Origin of the sequence: Fibrobacter intestinalis (assembly GCF_900167415.1) — a bacterium.
Lineage (GTDB): Bacteria > Fibrobacterota > Fibrobacteria > Fibrobacterales > Fibrobacteraceae > Hallerella > Hallerella intestinalis.
Window position 1 is genome coordinate 1 of record NZ_FUWU01000047.1, and the last position, 3,295, is coordinate 3,295.

2 protein-coding genes are annotated in these 3,295 nt (G+C 45.1%); both read left to right on the forward strand.

The window, feature by feature from the left end:
* Window positions 1-410: 410 nt before the first annotated feature.
* The gene (locus tag B5D40_RS11480; protein WP_143394346.1) at window positions 411-2,948 is read left to right on the forward strand and encodes a hypothetical protein; all 2,538 of its coding nucleotides are present in this window, start codon (window positions 411-413) and stop codon (window positions 2,946-2,948) included.
* Window positions 2,945-3,295: hypothetical protein (locus B5D40_RS15705; protein WP_159446928.1), on the forward strand; the 351-nt coding region annotated here is incomplete at its 3' end. The genes B5D40_RS11480 and B5D40_RS15705, both read left to right, overlap by 4 nt.

Below are 3,295 nucleotides of genomic sequence, written 5' to 3' on the forward strand. Positions count from 1 at the left end.
GAGCGAGGAGCGCGCTCGTGCGCGAGACTCCGAGCGAATCACTCCCTTTTCCCGCTCTAAAACAAAAAGACGCCGCAAAGCGTCTTTTTTTATGCTAAAAGGGACGAGGACCCGAGAAGAGGGGCCGACAACTTCGACTTTGTGGGCAAAGCCCGTGAAAGGCGAAGGTGGACTCGACGCCCCGTGTCGAGCCCGAAGGGGGAGCGAGGAGCGCACTCGTGCAAAACAGAATAAAACACTCTGAATAATTTTCGAATACCAAAAACATACGTACAAAAAAGGCCTTAAGAAATAGAAATTCCAATTCAAAAGAATTTTAGTTATATTATCCTCAACCATTTAAAAAGAGGTATGGAATGGCCTTCCGCTTTTGTTTCGCAATTCTCGCCTTGGCGAGTTCAATTTTGGCGATGACGGTAGAAAGTCGCGACGAGCAACCTTCAAATGAAGCGCAGACAGCACTCCGAATCCGTCTATTTAACGATTCGGGCGATTCACTCCGAAATGTGGAACTGCGCTATTTTCTCTCAAAAAAGAAATTACCGGTTCAAGTGGAAAGGCATCATCCTTCCAATTTGCTTGCCGAAATCATAATGCCAGATTCCGGAATTCCTTTTATGAAAATTTTAATTCCTACGCTGCCTCCTGGAATTTTCCCGGACAGCGGCGGCCTTTCTTTGGGCTTGCATTTTTCGGACTGGAGCAATTTTGCAAAAAATGCGGATTACAGCTATCCCGCATCCGAAAATTTTTCAACAACTGAAAAAATTGCTATCTATATCAACGGGGAATTTGTTCAAGGAATTTTGCCGAGGACTCTCCTGGATGCTGCTCCAATTTCGCTCCCGTCCGGTTCGGGAGTTTCTCTTTCTCCCGGAGAAAAAGTACACTTCGCCTGGCATGAAGTCGATGGCGCAAAAAGTTACCGATTGAATGTTCTTTCTGCTGCGGATTCAGCGACCGTATTCCAAAAAATAACGGAAAAGAATCAAGCGGACGCGGCTTTGGATTCTGGGGAATATCTTTGGCGAGTAGAATCTTCCGAATACGGCTTGGGAAGTGCCGTCTGGGAAGGGGACGCAAAGCCCTTGGACGACCTGTTTTGGCAACGGATTTCGGTTTTTACCGATACCGCCTGGATTCTTGAAAACAAGCTGGATGTGACACCACTTGCCGCGCGCAAGGACACAAGGCTGCTGGACGTAAAGTGGGGTGAGATGGCGGTTGTACGAAAATGGGACGAACCGCATTTAGAGCATTCTCATTATGATGAAGAGGAAAGCTTCCGTTGCTGGGCGGTCGGTGCGCAGGTGCTGAATCACTATTATGGCGGGAACATTGCTCAAGACGAGATTAAATTAATGTTTAAAGACTATCCTAATCTGTCCGTTTTTTCCGATTCTATAAAAGCGAAAATTTTAGGAGCATTCCTGCATGATGCGCAAGGAGGACTTGATACTATATATTTTTCTTCTTTGTTGCTTTGGGTATTGAATGAAAATGCGTCACTAGTCCGTAAAAATTCACTTCCTTCAGAAACGGACGTGAAAACGTGGATAAATGCAGGGATTCCCCTTTACGTTTGGAATCATACACATGTGATGATTTTGGATGCCTACCGGATTTCGCTTTCAGGGCGTATGGACGTTCGCCTGTTGAACACGGACAATGACGGAACAGTGGAATGGCGCGTTTTGAAATCCTCTGCATTGGAAGGGTTCATTGCCGCAAATGTGAATGGTTCTGTCCGAATGTCCGATGCGCGCATTCATACGGACAGCGATGGGGACGGCATGATGGACTACGATGAAATCGAACGCTTCGGAACCAATCCAGAAAATCCAGATTCCGATGGAGATGGCATTAACGACAAAACAGAAGTGTTTTCTTATATGATAAGGGATTCCCTTACAGATAAAGATTCTTCTAGTTGGAAATATGGCATAACACAATTGACTTATGCCGATATCGATGGCGATAGCTTACGCGCCGAGTTGGATTGGGATTCGGATGGCGGAGGCAAGGCGGATGGTGCAGAAGATAAAAATAAAAACGGATTGAAAGAGGACGAGGAATCGGATGTTTACGATGCGGACGATGATTTCACTCTGATAGAAATTGGTCTGGATGTTCCCGGAATTCTGACGCTTTATGCGAGGGAGCATCTGTCCGTAAATGACGGAGTAAGATGTCATCAAAATTCAAAAAATTGTGACATTGCATCGGAATCAAAGGATTCGGCGTATGCGGTGAGCATTGGACGCAGTGCTTATGTCCGTCGGATTACGTCAAAAGGTGGCATTTTTTTGAGAGATTATGCAGTGGTAACGGGGAATGCTCGGATTTATTCTTTGCCGGGAAAAATGTTGGACTTGGAAAAACAAAATAATGCAAGATTCGACAAAGCCTTTATCCTTCAATTAGAAACCCTGTGGCCATACCAAATCGCTGAACTACCGACAATGCAAAATGTAGGGGAAACCATTAAAGAAATCGCCTACAACGAAAGTTACACCTTGAAAGACGGTGACCATTTCCAGACATTAAAAGTGCACTCTGGAGGAACACTTTTGGTGGAAGCTGGAGAAATGTACATTGGGAATATCCAATTGGAATCCGGCAGCAAAGTGCTGTTCATCTATCCGGGAATGCAGACCATTTTGCATTTAAACGGCAGCGTCATTTGGCGGGCAAGAACGTTGAATGATGACTTGGGAAAAGTCGCCAAAGGCTTCAAACTCATTCAGCACGGCACAGAAACAATGACGGTGGAAGGAATGTGGGCGGGCACAATTTTCGCCCCGAACGCCGATTTGATTCTTGGTCAATCGAATAAATCCCTTTACGGACGTTTTCTCGGCAAGAACGTAACAGTTCACCAATACGCACAAGTTTACGGTATTCCATTTGCCCCGGAAATGAATACTGTTGTCGCCAGGAGGAAATGATGAAAAAGATATTGCTTTGCGAAGTATTATTTATCGGTCTGGTTTTGGCAACTCCTCCCGAAACGATGTATTACACGAATTTTGAATTCGTCAATTATGAAAATATTCCGAAAGCCTGCGAAACAATAACGCAGCTGCCTACTTTTGACGATGGGGCAAACTGTGACAACGACTTTTCCATTTATTATAGATCGCCGTTGGATTCCACGGTGTCGTTCGGATTTATGTTTTATCTAGGTAGTATTTGGATAAATCGTAATACGCAAGTTTGTGAAGGAGATTTCTTTAGTCTTACTGCGGTTGGTCAAAGCGGCACGCTGCAATTCAGTGAAGTTCTGCTGGCGGAG